The 22,172-nt window shown below is 65.1% G+C and carries 20 protein-coding genes; 9 read left to right on the top strand and 11 right to left on the bottom strand.

The window, feature by feature from the left end; translation table 11 throughout:
* Positions 1 to 60: 60 nt before the first annotated feature.
* Positions 61 to 720 (bottom strand): tellurite resistance TerB family protein, encoded by a 660-nt coding sequence (locus tag DOM33_RS14530; protein WP_110670169.1) that lies wholly within the window; start codon positions 718 to 720, stop codon positions 61 to 63.
* A gap of 178 nt (positions 721 to 898) precedes the next feature.
* On the opposite strand from DOM33_RS14530, the gene DOM33_RS14525 reads away from it, so the two are divergent.
* Positions 899 to 2,206 carry a methyl-accepting chemotaxis protein gene (locus tag DOM33_RS14525; protein WP_275425801.1) on the top strand — a complete coding sequence of 436 codons (1,308 nt, stop codon included), beginning with the start codon at positions 899 to 901 and terminating at the stop codon, positions 2,204 to 2,206.
* 78 nt (positions 2,207 to 2,284) lie between these two features.
* Here the strand turns inward: DOM33_RS14525 and DOM33_RS14520 are convergent, their stop codons facing one another.
* From DOM33_RS14520 to DOM33_RS14485, 8 genes are all read right to left on the bottom strand, one after another.
* On the bottom strand, positions 2,285 to 2,905 hold the full coding sequence (locus tag DOM33_RS14520) for an NUDIX hydrolase (protein WP_110670165.1): 621 nt from the start codon (positions 2,903 to 2,905) through the stop codon (positions 2,285 to 2,287).
* Between the two features lie 257 nt (positions 2,906 to 3,162).
* A complete protein-coding gene (gene nrdF / locus DOM33_RS14515) occupies positions 3,163 to 4,143 on the bottom strand; it encodes a class 1b ribonucleoside-diphosphate reductase subunit beta (protein WP_110670349.1) in 981 nt (326 codons plus the stop codon).
* A gap of 105 nt (positions 4,144 to 4,248) precedes the next feature.
* Complete coding sequence (nrdE, locus tag DOM33_RS14510) at positions 4,249 to 6,420, bottom strand: class 1b ribonucleoside-diphosphate reductase subunit alpha (RefSeq protein ID WP_239495375.1); 2,172 nt, start codon at positions 6,418 to 6,420, stop codon at positions 4,249 to 4,251.
* Positions 6,402 to 6,806, bottom strand: a complete 405-nt coding sequence (gene nrdI / locus DOM33_RS14505) for a class Ib ribonucleoside-diphosphate reductase assembly flavoprotein NrdI (protein WP_110670161.1) — start codon at positions 6,804 to 6,806, stop codon at positions 6,402 to 6,404. The genes nrdE and nrdI overlap by 19 nt, the downstream gene beginning before the upstream one ends.
* 228 nt (positions 6,807 to 7,034) lie before the next feature.
* Complete coding sequence (gene nrdH, locus DOM33_RS14500) at positions 7,035 to 7,259, bottom strand: glutaredoxin-like protein NrdH (protein ID WP_110670159.1); 225 nt, start codon at positions 7,257 to 7,259, stop codon at positions 7,035 to 7,037.
* A gap of 364 nt (positions 7,260 to 7,623) precedes the next feature.
* Positions 7,624 to 8,529: a phosphogluconate dehydrogenase (NAD(+)-dependent, decarboxylating) gene (gnd, locus tag DOM33_RS14495; RefSeq protein ID WP_110670157.1), complete on the bottom strand. Its 906-nt coding sequence runs from the start codon at positions 8,527 to 8,529 to the stop codon at positions 7,624 to 7,626.
* 119 nt (positions 8,530 to 8,648) lie between these two features.
* Positions 8,649 to 9,869 carry a 5-demethoxyubiquinol-8 5-hydroxylase UbiM gene (gene ubiM, locus DOM33_RS14490; protein WP_110670155.1) on the bottom strand — a complete coding sequence of 407 codons (1,221 nt, stop codon included), beginning with the start codon at positions 9,867 to 9,869 and terminating at the stop codon, positions 8,649 to 8,651.
* Between the two features lie 306 nt (positions 9,870 to 10,175).
* The gene (locus DOM33_RS14485; RefSeq protein WP_110670153.1) at positions 10,176 to 10,364 is read right to left on the bottom strand and encodes a hypothetical protein; all 189 of its coding nucleotides are present in this window, start codon (positions 10,362 to 10,364) and stop codon (positions 10,176 to 10,178) included.
* Positions 10,365 to 10,703: 339 nt separating this feature from the next.
* Between DOM33_RS14485 and DOM33_RS14480 the strand changes: the two genes are divergently transcribed.
* The 8 genes from DOM33_RS14480 (at position 10,704) to DOM33_RS14445 (ending at position 19,106) form a co-directional block, all read left to right on the top strand.
* Positions 10,704 to 11,726, top strand: a complete 1,023-nt coding sequence (locus DOM33_RS14480) for a serine hydrolase domain-containing protein (RefSeq protein ID WP_110670151.1) — start codon at positions 10,704 to 10,706, stop codon at positions 11,724 to 11,726.
* A gap of 185 nt (positions 11,727 to 11,911) precedes the next feature.
* Complete coding sequence (locus DOM33_RS14475) at positions 11,912 to 12,913, top strand: TRAP transporter substrate-binding protein (RefSeq protein ID WP_110670149.1); 1,002 nt, start codon at positions 11,912 to 11,914, stop codon at positions 12,911 to 12,913.
* Between the two features lie 8 nt (positions 12,914 to 12,921).
* On the top strand, positions 12,922 to 13,479 hold the full coding sequence (locus tag DOM33_RS14470; protein WP_204352696.1) for a TRAP transporter small permease: 558 nt from the start codon (positions 12,922 to 12,924) through the stop codon (positions 13,477 to 13,479).
* Positions 13,476 to 14,759, top strand: a complete 1,284-nt coding sequence (locus tag DOM33_RS14465) for a TRAP transporter large permease (protein ID WP_110670147.1) — start codon at positions 13,476 to 13,478, stop codon at positions 14,757 to 14,759. The genes DOM33_RS14470 and DOM33_RS14465 overlap by 4 nt, the downstream gene beginning before the upstream one ends.
* A 13-nt stretch (positions 14,760 to 14,772) precedes the next feature.
* Positions 14,773 to 15,522 carry an RraA family protein gene (locus DOM33_RS14460; protein WP_204352695.1) on the top strand — a complete coding sequence of 250 codons (750 nt, stop codon included), beginning with the start codon at positions 14,773 to 14,775 and terminating at the stop codon, positions 15,520 to 15,522.
* A 7-nt stretch (positions 15,523 to 15,529) separates the two neighbouring features.
* Positions 15,530 to 17,167, top strand: coding sequence for a gamma-glutamyltransferase family protein (locus tag DOM33_RS14455; protein WP_110670145.1), 1,638 nt, complete (start codon positions 15,530 to 15,532; stop codon positions 17,165 to 17,167).
* A gap of 38 nt (positions 17,168 to 17,205) precedes the next feature.
* Positions 17,206 to 18,138: a 2-hydroxyacid dehydrogenase gene (locus DOM33_RS14450; protein ID WP_110670143.1), complete on the top strand. Its 933-nt coding sequence runs from the start codon at positions 17,206 to 17,208 to the stop codon at positions 18,136 to 18,138.
* 140 nt (positions 18,139 to 18,278) lie between these two features.
* Entirely contained in the window at positions 18,279 to 19,106 is an 828-nt protein-coding gene (locus DOM33_RS14445; RefSeq protein ID WP_110670142.1) for an HAD-IIA family hydrolase, read from the top strand.
* Positions 19,107 to 19,157: 51 nt separating this feature from the next.
* Here the strand turns inward: DOM33_RS14445 and hemG are convergent, their stop codons facing one another.
* Both hemG and DOM33_RS14435 read right to left on the bottom strand, forming a co-directional pair.
* Positions 19,158 to 20,612 carry a protoporphyrinogen oxidase gene (gene hemG, locus DOM33_RS14440; RefSeq protein ID WP_110670140.1) on the bottom strand — a complete coding sequence of 485 codons (1,455 nt, stop codon included), beginning with the start codon at positions 20,610 to 20,612 and terminating at the stop codon, positions 19,158 to 19,160.
* A gap of 116 nt (positions 20,613 to 20,728) precedes the next feature.
* Entirely contained in the window at positions 20,729 to 22,051 is a 1,323-nt protein-coding gene (locus tag DOM33_RS14435) for an aryl-sulfate sulfotransferase (protein ID WP_204352694.1), read from the bottom strand.
* Positions 22,052 to 22,172 lie beyond the last annotated feature (121 nt).

The following is a 22,172-nucleotide window of genomic DNA, read 5'->3' as shown; positions in this document are numbered from 1 at the left end:
GCGTCTGACGCGCTTCCGCTCGGGCTCCCCCGCTCAGGTCTTCCCTCGGCCTCCCCCCGCTCAGGTCGCGGGGCTTTGGACCTGACGCTCGAGCGTCTGCCGCAGCTCGGCGTCGAGTTCGAGCGCGGCGGCGAGCTGATCGAGCCAGGCGCGCTCCATCGGGTTCTGGTCGTCGGCGATCGCAAGGCTCGCCAGATAGGCTTCGCGCCCGGCCTGGGGCGAGTCGACTTCGCTGGCGATGACGTCGGCATCGAGCGGCGTCACCATCTGTCGTTCGACCCAAGTATGCAGCTCGTCGTCCGCGCCGAGGGCGTCGATCTGGTCGGTCAGCGCCGCCCGCTCTTCCTCGTCGATATGGCCGTCGGCCCGGGCCGTGGCGATCATCGCCTGCAGTATCACGCGACTACGCCTCTCCTGGGCGTCGCCATCGAGGGTCTCCAGCGGTCTACCCGTATCTTCCGCCGAGGTGTCGGATGCGCCGGTATTCGCCTGATGTGCCTGCCACGCCTTGTAGGCAAGCGCCCCCAGCCCCGCCAGCGCTCCGTATTTCACCGCCTTGCCGCCGAGACTGCGCCCGCGCTTGCTGCCGACGAGCAGACCCAACGCGCCACCGCCGAGCAGTGACTTGACGTCGAAACCACCGCGCTGGCTGCCGGATGTCGACTCACCGGCGCTCTTGGCCTGATTCATCAGTTGAGACAGGATCTTCTGTGCGTTCATGGCTCGAACCTCGTGGGGTGGGATGGGGCGAGACAGCGTGACCGGTCCTGCGTGCCTTCCCTGTATGACCGGAAAACCCGCGACAGGTTGCCTCACCCGGTCCCTGCGCTATCAAGTCGTACGGACGACGGCCGATAGTGTCGACTTAGCGCTTGGATTCTCTGCAGCGGGTGGACGCATGAAACGATTCAATGATCTGACGGTAAAGACGAGCTGGCTGCTGGTACTGGGCGCCTTCACGCTGCTGGTGATGGGAATGGCGGGTCTCGCCGCCTATGCCGTGAGCGATGCGACCTCCGTCGCGACCGGCATGGATCCGGCGCGGGCGCAGTGGTTCAACGTCGGCATCGCGGCAGGCGTGCTCGCCACGTTCGTTCTGGCGCTCATCGTGCTCTGGGGCGTCAGCGTCAATGTCATTCGCCCGCTCGAGCGTCTGATGACGCACTGCGAGCGGCTGGCCGAAGGTGATCTCTCGCACCCCGTGGAGAAGCGCGGCAACAACGAGATCGGCCGGTTGTTCACTGCGCTCGGCCATACGCAGGCGCATCTCTCCAATACCGTGGGTGACGTGCGCCTGGCCTGCACCAGCGTTCACGACAGCGCCGCCGAGATCGCCCGCGGCAATACCGATCTCTCCTCGCGCACCGAGCAGCAGGCGGCGTCACTGGAGCAGACCGCTGCCAGCATGGAGGAGCTCACCTCCACCGTTCGCCAGAACGCGGAGAACGCCGCTCAGGCGAACCAGCTGGCCGACGATGCCACCGCCGTCGCCAATCGCGGCGGCGAGGTGGTCGGCAACGTCGTCGAGACGATGCATGAGATCAGCCAGCAGTCGCGCCAGGCGGTGGAGCTTCTCGACGCCATCGACTCGGTGGCGTTCCAGACCAACATTCTCGCGCTCAATGCCTCGGTGGAGGCCGCCCGCGCCGGCGAGCAGGGCCGAGGTTTCGCCGTGGTCGCCAACGAGGTGCAGACGCTTGCCAAGCGTTCGGCGGATGCCGCGAAGGCGATTCGCGACCTGATCCAGCGCTCGGCGGAACGCGTCGAGAACGGGGCCGAACTCGCCGACAAGGCGGGCACGACCATGGGCGACATCGTCACGTCGATTACTCGCGTCAACGAGATCATGCGCGAGATCGCCGCCGCCTCCGAGGAGCAGAGCCACGGCATCAGCCAGGTCGATCAGGCGGTGTCGCAGATGGATCAGGTCACCCAGCAGAACGCCGCGCTGGTGCAGCAGGCCGCCGGCGCTGCAACGGCGCTGTCTCGCCAGGCCGACGAGCTGCAGACGACGGTGGCAGTCTTTCGTCTCGCCGAAGCCCCCGAATCGCGGGCCGGCCAGGCGCTAAAGCGGCCGGCGGCGCACTCCCAGGCCCGCTCGGCCATCGACGGCGGTTCGATGCAACGGCCGTCCCAGACGCCGGCATCGCCTCGGCCAAGCCCCGCGCCCAAGGCCGAAGCGACGGCGGAGTGGGAGTCGTTTTAACGCCCCGGGAATGCGCCTCGAGCCTATCGACGAACGCGGGTCGATAAAGACCGTTCGACGGTCGCCGGGCGATTCGGGTCAATCGACGATCGCAGGGCGATTCGGGTGGGCGTGAAAGGCGAAAGCGTCGACGATGTCCCGGTCGATGACGCGGCCCTCGGAGAGCGGTGGCAGCGCGTCGGGGGCGAAATAGGCCGCATCGAAGACTTCGTGGCCGGGATCGAGCGGCGCGTCGTCCAGCCGCTCGCATAGAAAGAACAGCTTGTAGAAGTCGAGCACGTCCGGCGGATAGGCGTGCCGCGCCTTGTGACGGATAGCGTAGAGCCGGTCGACGGCGACCTCCACTCCCGCTTCTTCCCACACTTCCTTGACCGTGTTGTCCGCCGCCGAGACGCCCACCTCGGCGTAGCCGCCGGGCATCGTCCAGCGGCCGTCGGTCTTCTCCTTCACCAGCAGTATCTTGCCATCGTCGATGATCGCCCCGCGCACGTCGATCTTGGGGGTGACGTGGCCGTGGCCCTCGCCGAGTGCCAGCGCCACCCGCTCGACGGGCGTCTCGCCGAGCGACGCCATCATCTGGTGCGAGAGCGCATTGATCTCTTCATAGCGCTCACGGTCGAACTTGTCCCGACAGTAGTGCAACCCGGTATCGGCCAGCGCCGATAGCCGCTTGGCCCAGCTCAGCCATTGATCTTCCATGAGGCGAATTCCTGTAGGTAGATGGCAACGCACGTTCGTTCAAAGACTAACAACTGTGGCGATGGCCGTCAGACGGCGGGGGTGGCAGAGACGCAAAGGCCCTCGTGCAGAAGGGACCGGAGCGTGTCGGAGACGGTTGCAGAGTATCAACCGATGTCCGGTGCTTCGTCGCCCGCCGCGGTTCGAGCCAGGCATCCGGCAGGCGTAAAAAAACCGCCCCGGACGGGGGCGGCTTTCGATGCGACAGGCGGTGACAATCAGAACGCCCAGTCGTCGTCCTCGGTACTCACCGTCTTGCCGATGACGTAGGAGGAGCCGGAACCGGAGAAGAAGTCATGGTTCTCGTCGGAGCCGGGAGAGAGCGCAGCAAGGATCGACGGGCTGACGTCGGTGACGCTCGCCGGGAAGAGCGCTTCGAAGCCCAGGTTCATCAGCGCCTTGTTGGCGTTGTAATGAAGGAACTTCTTCACGTCTTCGGTGAAGCCGACGTCGTCGTAGAGCGCCTCGGTGTACTTGACCTCGTTGTCGTAGAGCTCGTGCAGCAGCTCGTAGGCATAGATCTTGATCTCTTCCTGACGCTCCGCCGGCAGCTTCGCCAGCTGCTGCTGGAACTTGTAGCCGATGTAGTAGCCGTGGATCGCTTCGTCACGAATGATCAGGCGAATCAGGTCGGCGGTATTGGTCAGCTTGGCGCGGCTGGACCAGTACATCGGCAGATAGAAACCGGAGTAGAACAGAAACGACTCGAGGAAGGTGCTGGCGACCTTGCGCATCAGCGGATCGTCCGAGCGGTAGCGCTCGAGGATCAGGTCGGCCTTCTTCTGCAGAAACGGGTTCTCCTCGCTCCAGCGATAGGCGTCGTCGACGTCGCGGGTGGCGCAGAGCGTGGAGAAGATCGAGCTGTAGGAACGGGCGTGAACCGACTCCATGAAGCTGATATTGGTGATCACCGCCTCTTCGTGGGGCGTCACCGCATCGTCGATCAGCGCCGGCGCGCCGACGGTGCCCTGGATGGTGTCGAGCAGGGTGAGACCGGTGAACACGCGGATCGTGAGCTGCTGCTCCTGCTCGGTCAGCGTGTTCCAGGACGGAATGTCGTTGGAGAGCGGGATCTTCTCCGGCAGCCAGAAGTTGCCGGTGAGCCGGTTCCAGACTTCCAGATCCTTGTCGTCCTGCAGACGGTTCCAGTTGATCGCATCGACCCGGCTCAGGCGGCGGGTGGCGGCACTAGTCGGCATATCCATAAGAGTCTTCTCGTTCGGTTGGCGCCGGGAAGACGAGGTTTGGCCGCCTCGTCTTCCCGGTGCATTCACGCAAAGTCGATCGTGATCAAAGAGCAGTCGTTACAGCGAGCAGGAGACGCAGCCTTCGACCTCGGTCCCCTCCAGCGCCGCCTGTCGAAGGCGGATGTAGTAGATCGTCTTGATACCCTTGCGCCAGGCGTAGATCTGCGCGCGGTTGACGTCGCGAGTGGTCGCCGTGTCGCGGAAGAAGAGCGTCAGCGACAGGCCCTGGTCGACGTGCTTCGTCGCCTCGGCGTAGGTGTCGATGATTTTCTCGGGGCCGATCTCGTAGGCGTCCTGGTAGTACGCCTGATTGTCGTCGGTCAGATACGGCGCCGGGTAGTAGACACGCCCCAGCTTGCCTTCCTTGCGGATCTCGACCTTCGACGTCACCGGGTGGATGCTCGACGTCGAGTTGTTGATGTACGAGATCGAACCGGTCGGCGGGATCGCCTGCAGGTTACGGTTGAACAGCCCGTGGGCCATGACCGAGGCCTTCAGCTCGCGCCAGTCGTCCTGAGTCGGAATGGCGATACCGCTCTTTTCGAACAGCCCGCGCACCTTCTCGGTCTTCGGCAGCCACGCCTCGTCGATGTACTTGTCGAAGTACTCGCCGCTGGCGTAGGTCGACTGCTCGAAGCCGGCGAAGCGCTGATCGCGCTCGATGGCGATCCGATTGGAGGCACGAATGGCGTGGAACGCCACGGTGTAGAAGTAGAGGTTGGTGAAATCCAGCCCCTCTTCGGACCCGTAGAAGATGTGCTCGCGAGCCAGATAGCCGTGCAGGTTCATCTGCCCCAGGCCGATGGCATGAGACTTGGCGTTGCCCTCGGCGATCGACGGCACCGAGGTGATGTTGCTCATCTCGGAGACGGCGGTCAGGCCGCGAATGGCGGTCTCGACGGTGGCGCCGAAGTCCGGCGAATCCATCGCCTTGGCGATGTTGAGCGAGCCCAGGTTGCAGGAGATGTCCTCGCCGATCTTGCGATAGCCGAGATCGTCGTCGTAGTCGGTCGGCGTGTTGACCTGCAGGATCTCCGAGCAGAGATTCGACATGTTGATCCGGCCGTGAATCGGGTTGGCGCGGTTCACCGTGTCTTCGAACATCAGGTAGGGATACCCCGACTCGAACTGCAGCTCGGCGATGGTCTGGAAGAGCTCGCGGGCGTTGATCTTCTTCTTGCGAATGCGCCCGTCGGCGACCATCTCCTCGTACTTCTCGGTGACGCTGATGTCGCCGAACGGCACGCCGTAGATGTGCTCCACGTCGTAGGGCGAGAACAAGTACATGTCCTCGTTGCGCTTGGCGAGCTCGAAAGTGATGTCCGGCATCACGATGCCGAGCGACAGCGTCTTGATACGGATCTTCTCGTCGGCGTTCTCGCGCTTGGTGTCGAGGAACCGCAGGATGTCCGGATGGTGGGCGTTGAGATAGACCGCCCCGGCACCCTGACGCGCCCCCAGCTGGTTGGCATAGGAGAAGGCGTCTTCGAGCATCTTCATGATCGGAATGATGCCGGAGGACTGATTCTCGATGCGCTTGATCGGCGCCCCCGCTTCACGCACGTTGGAGAGCGAGAACGCCACGCCACCGCCGCGCTTGGAGAGCTGCAGCGCCGAGTTGATCGAGCGCCCGATGGACTCCATGTTGTCCTCGATGCGCAGCAGAAAGCAGGAGACCAGCTCGCCGCGCTGTTTCTTGCCGCAGTTGAGGAAGGTCGGCGTCGCCGGCTGGAAGCGGCCGTGGAGAATCTCCTCGACCAGATGCCGGGCTACCGTCTCGTCGCCACGGGCGAGCGACAGTGCCACCATGCAGACGCGATCCTCGAAACGCTCGAGATAGCGCTTGCCGTCGAAGGTCTTCAGCGTATAGCTGGTGTAGTACTTGAACGCGCCCAGAAAGCTCTGGAAGCGGAACTTGACCGCATAGGCCTGATCGAACAGCGCCGAGACGAAGGCGAAATCGTACTGATTGAGGACTTCACCCTCGTAGTAACCCTCTTCCACCAGGTAGTCGAGCTTCTCCTTGAGCGAGTGAAAGAACACGGTGTTCTGGTTCACGTGCTGGAGGAAGTACTGACGCGCGGCCTCGCGGTCCTTGTCGAGCTGCAGACGGCCGTCGGCGTCATACAGGTTCAACATGGCGTTGAGCGCGTGGTAGTCGAGGCTCTTGGCGTTGTGGTCGGCCGCGGGTCGCGTTGCCGCCTCTTTTTCTATGCTGAGCGTTTCCAAAATTCGTTCACCCCTGCAATAACGCGATGGACATCGTCGGGCGTGCCCATCAGCTCGAAACGATAGAGATATGGCACCCGACACTTCTCGGCGACCACCCGTCCGGCCAGCCCGAACGACGCACCGAAGTTGGAGTTGCCGCCGGCGATGACGCCGCGGATCAAGGATCGGTTGTGCGCATCGTTGAGAAACCGGATCACCTGCGGCGGCACCGAACTCTTCGGGTCGCCGTCGCCGTAGGTCGGCAAGACCAAGATATAGGGTTCGTCGACGTGCAGCGCCGGCTCGCTGCGGCTCAACGGAATGCGCTCGGCCGACATGCCCAGCTTCTCGACGAAGCGCCGCGTGTTGCCTGATTTGGTCGAGAAATAGACCAGTTCAGCCATGACGGACTCCTGCACCCTGCACGATGTCGGGCGATCGATGGTGAGCCGCCCGAGACGAAAAAACGTGATGCCAAAAGACTTTACGAGAAATTCCGGTCTACCCGAATCGGCCTCGATGTGGGCCGCTTGGGCAGACGCGCCGCTGTGTATGAGAGGCGAGTCGTGCACCGGGAAGGCCTCGTACTATCGAAGGCGTCCGGCGACTCGCTGACAGCGGCGAAAGGCCGGTCAGGCGACCAGCGTGTTGATCTTGTCGGGGCGAAAACCGGCCCAGTGATCGTCACCGGCGACCACGACCGGCACCTGGCGGTAGCCGAGATCCTGGACGCGCTGCATGGCATCGCTGTCCTGAGTCAGGTCGATCACGGTGTAGTCGATACCCTGCTTGTCGAGGGCACGATAGGTGGCGTTGCACTGTACGCAGGCGGGCTTGCTGTAGATCGTGATGCTCATGATAGTCACTACCATCCGTAGAGTGGGAAAACGGTCGGCAAGAGGGGCCGAACGTCGGCCTGGAAGGGCGTGGTACCACGATACCGTCGTCGCGCCCGCCGACAATGGAAAGCACTATATATGGTAGCCGGCGCTTTTTCCAAGCATAGATGTGCCGTTTTGCTGTGATATTCCTGTGGACAAATTTGCGCCTTTCTGTAGCCCGCATCGTTGCGCGCCTCTCGTCATGTCAAGCGCGAAATCGTCGCATCCCGGATACAAAAAGTGGCGACACCGAAACGAAAAAGCGTCCGCCGACTTGTGCCGGCGGACGCTTTCGCCCCCTACATCTGGTACCCGGTCGGAAAGACCGGCGAACGGGGAATCAGTCCTTCTTGATGGCGTGACCGCCAAACTCGTTGCGCATGGCCGAGAGCAACCGATCGGCATAGGAGTCGTCTTCGCGGGAGCGCAGTCGCTCCAGCAGTGACAGCGTGATCACCGGCGCGCTGACGTCGAGCTCGATCGCCTCGTTGACCGTCCAGCGCCCTTCACCGGAGTCCGACACGTAGGGTGCGATTCCATCAAGTGCCGGATTCTTGTCCAGCGCATTGGCGGTGAGATCGAGCAGCCACGAGCGCACGACGCTGCCATGGCGCCAGATCTCGCTGACCTGATGCAGATCGAGTCCGAACTCCGCCTTGCGCTCCATGATGGCGAAGCCTTCGGCGTAAGCCTGCATCATGCCGTACTCGATGCCGTTGTGGACCATCTTGGTGAAATGCCCGGCGCCGCTCGGCCCGACATGCCCCCAGCCCTTGTCGGCAGCGGGCGCGAGCGTCTCGAACAGCGGCGTGATCGACTCGACGATCGACGTTTCGCCGCCGACCATCATGCTGTAGCCCTCGGCGAGCCCCCAGACGCCACCGCTGGTGCCGACATCGACCCCGTGCAGCCCCACCTCGCGCAGGCGCTCGCCACGGCGCACCGTGTCCTTGTAGAGCGAGTTGCCCCCGTCGATGACGATATCGTCCGTCGTCAGCAGCGGCTCGAGCTGCTCGATCAGCTGATCGACCAGTTCACCGGCGGGAACCATCAGCCAGACGATACGCGGCGACGGTAACGCCTCGACCGCAGCCTCGAGCGACTCGGCCGCCTCGATACCCTTGCCCGCGGCGCGCTCCACCGCCTCTTTGCTGGGGTCGTGGCCCACCACGCGATGGCCGCCTCGCACCAGGCGCTCTGCCATGTTGGCGCCCATGCGCCCCAGCCCGATCATTGCCAGATCCATGAAAGATCCTCCGAAGTCCTTGGAGAGTGTGACGAGCGCGCGTGGCGACGAGAGACAGAGAGCCGTGCGCGATTCATCGATTCAGAGCCGCGGTAGGCTCGAGTCACTGACAGTCTGGGTCAATCGATGGCTCGCGTCAGGTGACTGGCGATGAGACGGCGCACCGGCCAGGCCGCATCGCCGGCTCTGAGCACCGCCTTGCGCAGCCACTGGGCCCGGCGACGATCATCGGTATAGAGGCCGACGATCGCCATCGTCGCCGCAAACAGCGGGCCGGTGGCGAGTCGCTGATCGCGCTGGTAGCGCGAAAGCAGCGGTGGCGAAGCGATATCGCGACTTGCGGCGCGCGCGTCGCCGATCAACCCCGTCAACCGCCAGAGTCCTTCCACCCCCAGGTTGAAGCCGTGGGCCGTGACCGGGTGCATACCGACGGCGGCGTCTCCCAGCAGGGCCTGGCGCCGTCCCACGAACCGCTCGGCGTAAACGCTGGCGAGCGGATAGCGGTGCGCGTCGGCGTTCGGTTCGGCCTTCGTCATGGCCCCCAGGCGATGATCGAAGCGCCGCGCAATATCGGCCTCGAACGCCGTCTGAGACAGCGCGAGCTGCGCTTCCATCTCGCTCGGCGAGAGCGTCAGCACCACCGACGAGCAGTGGGTATCGACCGGCAGCAGCGCCAGCGTCTGACCGTGACCGAACCACTCCCAGGCGGTCTGATCGTGGGCGTATTCATGATTCATGCGACACACCAGCATGTGCTGACCGTGCTGATAGGTATGCGCGGGAATGCCCATCGCTCGGCGCGTCGCCGAAAAACGCCCGTCCGCCGCCACCAGCAGCCGCGAACGGACGCGCTCGCCGCCGGCCAGCGTGATCTCGACGCTGTCGTCTCCCGCCACGAAGCGCTCGAGTTCGGACTCGTCGCGCCACAGAATCTTCCCCGCCTCGGCCTGTTCCAGACTCGCCAGGGCGGAGAACGCAGCGCCACGGATCACATGGTTGGGCACCAGACAGCCTAGCGAGGCGTCCTGCGCACCGCCCGGCGCAATCTGCATCGCGAACAGAGACTCGCCGTCGAACACTTTGGCGCCCCGCATGCGGGCGCGCTCACTCTCGGGAATACGCGGCCAGACGTCGAGCCGTTCGAGAATCTGCTGGGAAGCACGGGTCAGCGCGATCTCACGACCGTCACTGGCGGGAGCTTCGAGCGCTTCGCGGGACTGGCGGTCGATCAGCATGGCGCTGACGCCGCGTCGTGCCAGCGCATTGGCGAAGATCAGCCCGATCGGTCCGGCGCCAACGATAGCGACGTCGACTTCGGTGGCAGGATGGGTATTTGGCATGGTCCGTCGTCCCTGGTGCGAGGCTCGCGGTATCGCTCGAGACTCGCTCTGAACCCTCCAGACCGACCCCGGACGACCGGTGTGTCACACGGCGTATCGTGGAATATCGCAAAAGCGTACCGGAAAAGCGGGTAGCGGCGAAACGCAACGCCGGCCGATTACCGGCCGCGCGCGCTCGACCGTCGCCTGGCCGGCTACCGACCGAACGGTCATCGAACGAATAGTCATCGAAAACGGTCTTCGAACGAACAAAGGCGGCGCCGAAAACGGCGCCGCCCGGCTCCATAGCGCTGATATCGCGTCGATTCAGTGCTCTTCTTCCTGGACCCGGGTCTGGCCCGTCTTGTCCTTGAAGATCTTCTCCTCGAATTCGACCTCGAGGTGCTTGTCGCCCTTCTCGAACAGACGATGGTACTCGAGCCCGCTGAAGCTCAGTTCGAGATTGTCGTCGTACTCGTCGAGCAGTCGCTTGAATTCGCCCACGGTGATGATCATGACGTCTCCTTGTGTCAATGAGTCGTGTCGATGAGTCGTGCAGACGACCCATATCGATAAATCGTGTCGTTGCATGGCCGGCGTCCCTACCCGGCGCTCTCTTCAGCCTAGACCATTCGCCCCGGAATCGCGGGCACCGAACCTTGCGAAGCGGCATTCGCCAAGTGGCACGGGCACGATCAGAAGACGCACGCCGACTTGGACGCCAACCCGGCCCTGGACCAGACTGCCAGAATGACGACACGCCACCGTATCGCCCGCTCCCGATCCGCCGTCTCACGGCCACGCACCCGCTCGGGCGCGGGTCCAGCGTCGGCGCCGAAGCGGACGCCGAGAGGAATGCGTTCGCCGTGCGCCGTCCTCCGACTGACGCTCGCGAGTCTGCTCACCCTCGCACTGATCGCTCCCGCACTCGCCCAGCCGCCGCCGGCCGCTGCGCTCGAGCGCATGGCCGCCCAGGCCAGTGCCCTCTCCCGCAGCCATGCCCTGATGGTCGCCGTGGACGGCGAAACGGTGATCGAGGAAGGCTTTCGCGGTCATACCACCGCCGGCACGGCCAATATCAAGTCGCTCTCCAAGACAGTGATCTCGGCGCTGGTGGGCATCGCCATCGAGCGTGGCGTCATCGAGAGCGTCGACCAGCCCATCGTCGAACTGCTGGGCAACCGCGTGCCCGCCGACACCGACCCGCGGGTCGAGACGATCACCGTGGGCCAGCTGCTCTCCATGCAGGCGGGGCTGGAGCGCACATCCGGCGCCAACTACGGCGGCTGGGTCACCAGCGCCAACTGGATACGCAATGCCCTCACTCGCCCCTTCGTCGCCGAACCCGGTGGGCGCATGCTCTACTCCACCGGCAATAGCCACCTGCTCTCCGCCGCGCTGACCGAAGCGAGCGGTCGCAGCACCCTTGCGCTTGCCCGCGAATGGCTGGGCACACCGCTCGGTATCGCCATACCGCCCTGGACCCGGGACCCGCAGGGCATCTACTTCGGCGGCAACGAGATGGGATTCACGCCGCGGGCGCTTTTGCGCTTCGCCGAGCTCTACCGCCTGGGCGGCTCGCTCGACGGTGAGCGCGTGCTCTCCACGGCGTGGATCATGGCGTCGTGGCAGCCCCGGACCCATTCGTTCTTCAACGGCAATGACTACGGCTACGGCTGGTTTCTCACCGAGATCGCCGGCGAGCCCGCCTACTACGGCTGGGGCTACGGCGGTCAGCTGCTCTACGTCATCCCCTCCCAGGCGATGAGCGTGGTGATGACCTCCGACCCCACACCGCCCTCGAACGGCAGCGCCTACAACGCCCGCGTCGAATTCCTCATCGCCGAGCTGATCGAGGCGATGCGCGACGGCAAGTAGCGCAGCAACCAAGCGCTCGCCTGCAAAAAAACCGCTTATCCCTATCCAAAGAAAAATCGATTGGACGCTAGGTTCGAGAATCGATTTCCTCTGATCAACGCGACTCACTCCTTATGCCCCGGCGCAGCCATCATCTCGAGCGCGTACCGGGCAACGATTCCAAGTACAAATATAGAGAGCGCCCCATGCAACGAACGATCCTGGCTGCCGCCTTCGCCGCGGTGACCGCTGCCTTGCTGACGACCCCGGTTCAGGCCGAGACCTGGCGCATGGCGACCAAAATGCCGGTGGATAGCCCGGAAGGGCAGCTTTTCCAACACTTCGCCGAGCGGGTCGATGAATACACCGACGGCGAGCTCACCATCCAGATGTTCCCCAACGAGCAGCTCGGCAAGGAAGATGCCGTGCTCGAGCAGCTGCAGTCCGGCGTGGTCAACATCTACGCCGAGAGCTTCGCCTTCATGAAACGTTGGGAGCCGCGGTTGGCGTGGGTAGTCGCCCCCTTCGCTTTCGATGACCAGGCGCACTGGTCGCGCTTCATGAATTCCGAACTGGTCGATGAGTGGTTCGCCAGCGCCGCTGAGAAGTCCGGTATCGTGCCGCTTGGCGACCCTTCGGCCATCATCCGCGGGCCCTATCGCGTGCTCGTATCCAACACCCCGGTCAACTCACTGGATGACGTGGCGGGCTTGAAGATGCGCATGCCCGCCAACCAACTGTTGATGAAGACGTGGGACAACCTCGGCGCGCAGGTGATGACGCTGCCTTGGACCGAGGTCTACCAGTCGATCTCCAAGGACATCGTGCAGGCGGTCACCAGCCCGGCATCGATGGTGGAAGCGATGCGCTTCAACGAGGTCGCCTCCTTCGTCGCACGGACCAACGAGTACTATCAGTCGGTCGGTTTCATGACCAACCAGGCCGCCCTGAAGGCGCTGGACGACGAAACCCGTGCAGGACTGATGCGCGCCTACCGCGAGACCGGTGAAGAGAGCCAGACGGTCATGGCCGAGATCGCCAGTGCCAGCTTCGAGCGCATGCAGCAAGACGGTTTGACTTACACCGAGCTGGACACGCAGCCGTTCATCGATCGCACCCGCGAGCGCTACCAGCGCCTGGAGATCGAGGGCAATCTGCCGGATGGCTTCCTGCAGAGCGTGCAGGACACTCGCGCTGCTGCGAAGTGAGCCCTGCCATGAATGACGCTCTGTCGCCGCTGCAGCGCTGCGTGGCGCTGCTGGACCGCGGCCTTTGGAAACTGGGAGGACTGTGGCTCGGGATCTGCAATCTGTGCCTGCTGGGAATGTTGGCGCTGACCGCAGCCACTTTTCTGCTTCGCCCCTTCGACGTCTCGGTCTGGTGGTTCTGGCCATGGACGATGGTGCTGTTCATCTGGCTCAGCTTCTTCGGCTTTTTCGCCATCCACGTACGCCTCAAGGACGTGCGAATCGACTTTTTGGTCAAACGCCTCGGCCACGCGGCGGGCCTCGTCAGCCGCCTGCTTGCCGACGCTGTGGCGCTGGGGGTTTGTGTAATCATCCTCCAGCAGTACGTCACCGTACTCGCCGCCGCCGCGGGCTACGTCGAGGGCGTGATACTGCCGGGCGGTGAAGAGCTGCCGCGCCAAGCGCTGTTCATGCCGCTGTTTCTCTCCTGCGCACTGGTGGCGCTGACCGCGCTGGTGGATATCGCCAAGCTGTGTGTCGGACTCCCCGAAAACAGCGCGCCCGTTCACCCGGAGGTCGCGCCATGATCTACGTGCTCTTCGGCGTCTTTCTCGTCCTGATTCTACTGCGGGTACCGATCTCGATCGCCATCGGAGGCGCGGTGACCCTCGCCTTCCTCACGTCAGATTTTTCGACGGCGCTGCAGATCATCCCCCAGCAAATGCTGGAGGGCGTGAACAAGGCTTCACTGACCGCCGTGCCCTTTTTCATCATGGCTGGCAACCTGATGAACGTGACCGGCGTCACCGACCGTATCTTCGCCTTCGCCAACGCGCTGGTGGGGCACTTCCGGGCCGGACTGGCACAGGTCAACGTGCTCTCGTCGATGATCTTCGCCGGCATTTCCGGTGCCGCGGTGGCCGATTGTGCCGGACTCGGCGCCATCGAGATCAAGGCGATGCGCGAGCGGGGCTACCGCGCCGACTTCTCCGCGGCAATCACCGTCGCCTCGTCGGTGATCGGACCGCTGGTTCCGCCCTCGATAGGCCTTGTGATCTACGCCTTTCTGGCGCAGGTGTCGATCGAGCGTATGTTCCTCGCCGGTCTGATACCCGGACTGCTGGTAGGGCTTTCACTGATGCTCTATCTGCGGTTGCGCGCCACGCGGGAAGACTTCCCCGTTCAACCGCGCGCCTCGAGGCGTGACATCGTGGCGTCCGGCAAGCACGGTTTCCTCGCCCTGCTCGCGCCCGCGATCATTCTCGGGTCGATCATGACCGGCATCGTCACCGCCACCGAAGCGGGGGTGCTGGCCTGTCTCTACTGCATCGGCCTGGGGCTCTGGTATCGCGAGCTGACCTGGAGCAAATTCCGCGAAGCCTTGACCGACACGACATCGATGACCGCGGTGATCATGATCATCATCGCCTTCTCGATCGCCATGGGCTGGATACTGGCCATAGAGCAGGCGCCGCAGCAGATCGCCGAGCAGATGTTCACGTTGACCGAGAACTCAAACGTCTTCCTGCTGTTGCTGCTGGTCTTCATCGTCATCGTCGGCTGCGTGGTCGAGGGCGTGCCCGCCAAGCTGATACTCGTACCGACGCTGCTGCCGGTGATCGATGCCTACGGCATCGACCGCGTGCACTTCGGCATCATCATCCAGCTCGGCCTTCTACTCGGCATCGCCACCCCGCCCATGGGCATCGGTCTCTACATCGTCTCCAACGTTGGTCGTGTGCGCTTCGAAGACGTGACGCGGGCCGTACTGCCGATGCTGATTCCGCTCTTCCTGGTGCTACTGCTGGTGACATTCCTGCCCGGCATCGTGACCTTCCTGCCCGATTGGATACTGGGGCCGTCGTGATCGACGACGACCATTGAGTAATGACATTCACGACGATACTCATCACGACATTCACGACGACATACATAACGACAAGGCCAATGCCATGAGTCAGCTCAGCTACAAGATCAATCCGATGCCCGAGCCGATCGCCGCCGACAAGCTCGAGCGTCTCGCCAAGCTCGAAACCGCGACCCTCGGCCACTTCTATCACTTCGGTTTTGCCGCCCCGGAGATATCGCCGGTGTTACCGCAGAAAACCGTCGTCGGCACCGTCTGCACGCTGGCGATCCCCGGGCTCGATAGTACCCTGCTGCACCACTGTCTCTCGCAGATGGGACCGGGCTATTTCCTTGCCGTCGATCGTCTCGGCGACCGCAAGTACGCCTGCTGGGGCGGTGGCGTGACGCGAATGGCGGCTTCGATGAAGATCGCCGGTGGCTGCGTGGATGGCCCGCATACCGATACCGCCGAGATTCGCGAGCAGAATTTCCCGATGTGGTCCCGCGGCGCTTCGCCGGTGACCACACGGCTCTACAACACGGGCGGCGGTTTCAACATTCCGGTCTCGGTCGGCGGCGCCGCCGTGCTGCCGGGCTACGCGGTGCTGGCGGACGAGTGTGGCGTACTGTTCATCGCGTCGGAGGATCTCGATGCCGTCCTTGAAGCCGGTGAAGCCAAGACTGCCAAAGGGCTCAAGAACGAAGCCCGCGTCAGCGCCGGGGAGCGTCTGGGCGACCTGACCGGCGCCACGCGCATGATCGAAGACACGTTGGCGAACTGAGGCATCCATGGCCACGAACAGACTACAGGCAGATATCGACAACTGGACGCTGACCACGCCCGCGGCGCGTTCGACGCGTGGCGCGGTGGCATCGCAACATCGGCTGGCGGCACAGGCCGGCGCCGCCCAGATCGACGCCGGCGGTAACGCGATCGACGCCATCGTCGCCACCGCTTACGCCCTCAACGCGGTCGAGCCCTGGATGTGCGGGCTCGGCGGCTCCGGGTTCATGGTGATCTGGCTGGCCAGGGAGCAGCGGGCGGTGGCGCTGGACTTCCAGGGCACGCTACCCGGCCGCATCCAGCTCGACGACTACCCGCTCGACCCAGGCCGACCGCTGACGCCGATGGGCTTCCCCGGTGTAGTCGACAACGCCAATATCGAAGGCTACCGCTCGATCACCGTGCCCGGCGCCGTGGCCGGGCTCGACCATGCGCTGTCGCGCTTCGGCAGCCGACCGCGCCGCGCGGTCATGGCGCCGGCGATCCAGCTGGCCGAACGCGGACTCTTTGTCGACTGGTTCACCAGCCTCCAGATCGGCGTCTGCGCCCGCACGCTCGCTCGCGACCCGGTGTCGGCGTCGATCTATCTGCCGGGCGGCCACCCGGCCCTGCCGGAGAGTCGAATCCGGATTCCCGGGCTCGCCGAAACCCTGACCGAAATCGCGGATCAAGGCGCCGACACTTTCTACCGCGGCGCGCTGGCGAAGCGAATGATCGACGATCTGCAGGCCGGCGGCTCGCGGCTCTCGCAGGAGGATCTCGCCGCCTACGCGGTGTTCGAATATGAACCGATGGCCGCCGAGCACCGAGGCTACACGCTCTACACGCCCGGCGAGGTTTCCGGCGGGCGACGCCAGCGCGACATGCTCGCCCACACCCGTGCGTCGATGCCGACCCCGCCCGCGGCGCCAACGCCTGAGAGCTGGCTCGCCTATGCCGAGGCGCTGGAGCAGTGCTGGCGAGAGCACAAGATTCGCAACGGCGTACTGTCGTCGACCGAGGGTGACCTTGATGGAGAGAACGGCGCCTGCACCTCGTCGATGTCCTCGGTGGACGCCGACGGCAACATGGTCGCGCTCACCTACACCCTGCTCAACCGCTTCGGCTCCGGCGTCACGCTCCCCGCCACCGGCATGCTGATGAACGACAGCGTCAGCTACTTCGACCCGCGCCCGGGCTATCCGACGACCATGGCCGGCAACAAGCGCATCAACTCATCGAACATGTGCCCCACGGTAGCGGTCAAGAATGGCGAGGCGCGCTTCTCGGTGGGGGCCTCCGGCGGCAATCTGATCATGCCGGCGGTGACGCAGGTAGCGGCGCTGATGACCGACTTCGACATGGATCTCGAAGCCGCCATCCACCACCCGCGACTCGACGCGAGCTTCCGCGACTCGGTCCGCGTCGACCCGCGCTTCGCCCCGGAGACCGTGAGACGGCTGGGTGAACGCTTCGCCCTCGAGATCAGCCAGCAGACGGTCTTTCCCAAGCTCTACGCCTGTGTCTCGGCGGTGTCGCGCGATCCGGTCACGGGCGAGTGCGTGGGACTCAACGACCCGACCCAGCCGATCGGCGGCGGTGCCGCGCCGGCCCCGTTCACCCTCGATTCACTGGGTGACGACGGCCCGGTGGTGCGTCCCTGATTGGCGGCCGAAGATACAGAACGATTCGAGGAGCCCGCATGACCATCGTTGTTTCCGTCCCCAACCGTGAAAAGATCGACTGGTGGATCGAGCAGCTCACGCCGCTGCTGCTGGGCTGGACGATCCGTTCGATCCACGACCCCGGTGCGCCGGAAGCCGTCACCTACGCGGTGGTATGGAAACCCGCCATCGGTGCCTTTCTGCCCTTCCCGAACCTGAAGGCGATCGTCTCGCTCGGCGCGGGCATCGATCACGTACTGGCGGACGCCGAGCTGCCGCGTCAGGTGCCGATCATCCGCACCGTGGGCGAGGACCTGACCCAGCGCATGCGCGAATACGTGGCGCTCCACGTGCTGCGCCATCACCGCGACATGCCGGCGATCAGCGCCAGTCAGGGCAGCAGTGAGTGGAAGCAGCGGGTCGTGCCGCCCGCGACGAAACGCACCGTCGGCGTCATGGGGCTCGGCAATCTCGGCGGCGCCGCGGCGACGACGCTGGCCAGCCTCGGTTTCGAAACGCTCGGCTGGTCGTGCAGCCGGCGCGAGATCGAGGGCGTGACGACTTATGCCGGCGAAGCGGAATTCGACGCCTTTCTCGGGCGCTGCGAGATTCTGGTCTGTCTGCTGCCGCTGACCGCAGCGACGACCGGGATTCTCGATGCCGCGCTGTTCGATAGGCTCCCCGACGGCGCGAGCGTCATCAACGCCGGCCGCGGGCCGCATCTGATCGAAGCGGACCTGCTCGCCGCACTCGACCATGGCCGTCTCGCTCACGCCACGCTGGACGTCTTCGCCATCGAGCCGCTGCCAAGCGATCACGCCTTCTGGACGCACCCCAACGTCACGGTCACGCCGCACATCGCGTCCTTGATCGACGCCCCCACCGGTAGCCGTATCGTGGCTGCCAACATCGAGCGCTTCGAGCGCGACGGCCGCGTCGCCGATCAGGCCGACGCCAGTCGCGGCTACTAGTCCCGGTGCGACACGCTGACATGGCTCGAGAGCCGGGCATCCGCTGGCTCTCGCCCACCGGACACCGCCCAAGTTGCTAGACTGCCTGTGTACAAGACACATCGTGTCGAACTATCCACAGGCGGATGCCAAGAGGTGCCATGAGCAGCAGCAAGGAAAGCGGCAAAAAGACAGCCAAGGCCGAAGACAACACCGCGACTCGGCGCAACATCAAGTCCTGGCTGACCGACATGGACGGCGTGCTGGTCCAGGAGGGTAAAGCCATCCCCGGCGCGTCGGACCTCATCAACCAGTGGCGTGAGCGGGACATTCCGTTTCTGGTACTGACCAACAACTCGATCTACACCCCGCGGGATCTCAGCGCCCGCCTCGAGCACAGCGGTCTGATCGTACCGGAAGAGAAGATCTGGACCTCGGCACTCGCCACCGCCGTCTTTCTGCGCGATCAGGCGCCCGGCGGCTCCGCGTTCGTGATCGGCGAGGCGGGGCTGACCACCGCCATCCACGAAGCCGGTTTCATCATGACCGATACCCAGCCGGACTACGTGGTGCTCGGCGAGACCCGCTCCTACTCGTTCGAGGCGATCACCAAGGCGATCCGACTGATCAACGAGGGCGCGCGCTTCATCTGCACCAATCCGGATGCCACCGGCCCCAGCGCCGAGGGCGTACTCCCGGCGACCGGCTCGGTCGCCGCGCTCATCACCGAGGCGACTGGCCGCAAGCCGTACATCGTCGGCAAGCCCAATCCGATGATGTTCCGCTCCGCGCTCAACAAGCTCGGCGTGCACTCCGACGATACCGGCATGATCGGTGATCGCATGGATACCGACATCGTCGCCGGCATCGAGGCGGGCATGCACACCGTGCTGGTGCTCAGCGGCATCGCCGACAAGGCAGAGATCGACCGCTACCCGTTCCGCCCCAAGGAGATCCTCGCCTCGGTCGCCGACCTGGTGGACAAGTAACGCTCGCGGCGCGTACCGATCGCGCTGCCCGAACGCGCCACGCTGATCGCTCTAGCGCGGGTCGCTGCAGAGCGCGTCGAGCGCCTCGCCGAGCAGCCGCCCGTTCTCGAGACAGTCGCCCACGGCGATGCCGCCGCGCCAGTTGCCGACCAGATGCAGATCGGCGTGATGGTCCAGCGCCGAGTCGAGCCGTTCGAGCCGCTCGAGATGACCGATCTCGTACTGCGGAATCGCCTGCGGCCAGCGCACCACGCGCCGCCATACCGGCTCGCCGCGAATGCCCAGCACGTCGCGAAGATCGTTGATGACGCGCTGGGTGAGCGCATCGTCGTCACCCTCGGCGGCCTCGGGGGATTGGCGGCCGCCGATGAAGACGTTGAGCAGCTTGTGGCCTTCGGGGGCGCGCTTGGGAAAAAGCGTGGAGGGGAAGAGCGCGCCCAGTGTCGCGCGCTTCTCGACCCGCGGAATCAGCACGCCGAAGCCATCCAGCGGGTGGTCGATGTCGGCGTCGCGAAAGCCCAGCGCCACCGCGTTGACCGGCGGGTAGGGGATCGCTTCCAGCGGTTCGGCCAGTGCCGGGTCGAGCGGGCGTAGCAGCTTGGCCGCGATGGGCGCGGCCACCGCCAGCACCAGCCGCTCGCCGCGCCACTCCCGTCCATGTCGATCCGCCGCTACCCAGACGCCCGCCTCGCGTCGCACGCTTGCGATCTCGCAGCCGGTCTCGACGCTGGCGTTCGGCTGCGCCGCGATGCACTCGGCCAGTCGCGCCGCCAGGCGCTCGAGCCCGCCCGGAAAGCTCACCAGCTGGCCGCGCCACTTGGCGGACACGGCCGAGGGGTCACGGCGACTCTGGCGCATCCGCGAAAGACCGCCAAGAATCAGCGAGCGGTGGTCGCGCTCGATCGCCGCCAGCCGCGGCATCGCCGCGTGGACCGAGAGTCTCGCCGGGTCGCCGGCGTAGACCCCGGAGACGAAGGGGTCGACCATGCGCTCGAGCACGCGCCGGCCGAGCCGACGCTCGACGAAAGCGCCCAGCGACTCATCGGCGTTCGCATCGCGCGGCAGAAAGGGTTCGCGGGCGAGTCGCATCCAGCCCGCCAGGCCGATCAGCGGTGAGCGCAGCGCCTGCGCCGGCGTCATCGGCAATGCCACGGGCTCGCCGTCGAGCACCACGTAGCGCTTGTTGGCGATGCTATTGGCCGGCTGGGCCTCGTCGAGCAGGCCGAGCTCCTCGAGCAACGCATAGAGCGGCGGTTTCATGATCACGGTATTGGGGCCGTGTTCGATCTGCCATTCGCCGTCGCGCTCGCTGCGAAGGTTGCCGCCGACCCGCTCGCCGGCTTCCAGCAGAGTGACGCCCCGGCCACGCTCGGCAAGGGTTCGCGCCGCCGAAAGCCCCGTCGCCCCGGCGCCGACGATCAGCGTCGTGCCACCGGCCGGCTTCCCCGCGCCCTCGTCACCGTCTTCGCCTGGTCCCCAACCTTCGCTTTCACCGTCGCTGCGCATGACATCTCACCCCGTCTTCGATGCCCGCAGTGTAAGCCTCGCGGGCCGCCCCCGCACCCGTCGGGCCGGTGGCCAACCCTGCGACACGCGGTCGCCGGCACAGGCGTCGGCGGCGATCACCCTTCCGGCATGCAACCCGGGGCGGCGACGTAGCGCTCGCAGTCCGGCGTCACCGGGGTCTCATCCCGCGGCGTGCCAGCCGGCGCCCAGTCGTAGTCGAGCAGCTCGGCGCGATAGGTCTGATTCGTCACGTAGTCGTCGCCCGGCATCGACTTGCCGAAGAAGGGACTGACGTACTCCCACACGATCTCGCCGTCCGGCGTGACCTGGAAGAGGCGGCCGTTCTGGCCCTCGTCGATCAACGTATTGCCGTTGGGCAGGCGCCGGGCGCTGGAGATGAACGCGCTGTAGAAGGTGTAAGGCGAACGACCCGACTGACTGCCGGTGTACTGCCAGACGATCTCATTGGTGGTCGGGTTGACCTCGATGACGCGGGAGGAGGAGAAAAAGCCCTGCCGCGCCGGGGGGAAGCCGGCGTTGCCCTGATTGTCGAAGATCAGCAGATTGCCCGCCCCCGGCAGCCCCTCGGGAATCAGATGGGTGTCGTGGGAGCCGACGGTCTGATCGATCTCACGGCCGAGCTCGCCGTTGAGCGAGAGCGCCGGAAATTCCGGGCCGATGCGCCAGACGATCTCGTCACTGTCGCGATCGACGATGAACGTGACGTTGGCGTTGCGGGAGTTGACCAGGATGTTGTCCGGCTTGAAGCGCTCGTCGCCCGCCTCGAACCAGCGATTCGGCCCCAGCGGCACGGCGGTGTTGAAGTGCAGGAAGTCGGGATCCTTCGACGCCTTCAGCGAGCGCAGTCCGGCGTCGGAGAAGCCCATCTCGCCCAGATGATCGCCGGTCATCCACTTCCAGACCACTTCGCCCTCCGGGTCGACCTCGACCAGGCCGTTGTCGATCACCTCGTAGTCGAAGCCGTTCAGCTCGCGCATCTCGGCGGTCATCACCAGCGTGTTGCCGTTGGGCAGGCGGCGCAGGTCGTGATGCTGATAGACCGGCGACGCCTGGCTGCCCCAGTGCCAGTGAACCTCGCCGTCCCAGTCCACTTCCGCCACCGAGGCGTTGGTCAGGCCGTTACCGGGGCTTGCGTGCTCCGGCAGCGTATCGACGCGCTCGCGCTGAACCAGCAGACGCCCCTTGTCGCCGTCGGCCTGCTCGGGGCTCAGGGGCACCGGCGGGAAGCCCTCGAACGCCCAGCGGTGGACCTCGTTGCCGTTCATGTCGATCAGATGGGTCTTGCGATCCCCGCCGGGGAAGAGCACGTAGCCGCTGTAGGCGCGCTCCGGGTCGTAGATCGTGGTGCCGGTGGCAAAGCTCGAGGGCAGCGCGTGCGCTGCATTCGTCACCGCGGCGAGGGCCAGGGTCGTCAGCACTCGGCCGGCGCGGCCTGAAAGGAGAGAAAATCGAGAAAAAGATGTTGTCATGGGGAGTCGCATGTCGCGTCGCTCCGTCGTCGAGTCGCGGAAATCGAACCCCCGGCGCCGAACGCGCCGG

This window comes from Salinicola halophilus, from assembly GCF_003206155.1.
Lineage (GTDB): Bacteria > Pseudomonadota > Gammaproteobacteria > Pseudomonadales > Halomonadaceae > Salinicola > Salinicola halophilus.
This window is presented reverse-complemented; position numbering and strand designations above follow the sequence as displayed.